1 protein-coding gene is annotated in these 518 nt (G+C 65.8%); it reads left to right on the top strand.

Annotated features, from left to right (window positions below):
* Positions 1–518: ATP-binding protein (locus ABVS03_RS11610; RefSeq protein WP_368019226.1), on the top strand; the 518-nt coding region annotated here is incomplete at both ends.

Genomic DNA, 518 nt, shown 5'->3' with positions numbered 1-518 from the left:
TGGAATACCTTGCCGAATACCTCGAGGCAGAATGCGCGAGCAGGGATGCCTCGAGGAAGGCGTCCCTGCTCAGGAGGTGCGCGCTTCCGCAGGCGAAGACGTTCGACGGCTACGACTGGACATCCGTCTCCTGGCCGGAAGGCTTCGGCCGGGCGGACCTGCTCTCGCTCTCGTTCCTCGGGAGGCGCGAGGACCTCGTGCTCATGGGCGATGTCGGCACCGGCAAGACCCACATGCTCGAGGCGATCTGCTCGCTGTGCTGCCAGCAGATGCGCCCTGCAAGGTTCTTCACCGCATCGTCGCTGGTCATGCGCCTGAGGCGCGCACGCGATGCAGGATCGCTCGACCGCGAGCTCGCCCAGCTCGCGAAGGCCGACATCCTGGGAATAGACGAACTCGGCTTCCTCCCCCTCGACACCGACGGGGCGAGGCTACTCTTCCAGGTCATATCCGAGAGCTACGAGCGGCAGTCCCTCGTGATCACCACGAACCTCGAGTTCGCGCGCTGGGGCGCCGTC

The sequence above is a fragment of the Olsenella sp. AGMB03486 genome, assembly GCF_040884255.1.
Classification (GTDB): Bacteria; Actinomycetota; Coriobacteriia; order Coriobacteriales; family Atopobiaceae; genus Olsenella_L; species Olsenella_L kribbiana.
Note: the sequence above shows the minus strand (reverse complement) of the source record. Positions and strands in the feature narration are given on the sequence as shown.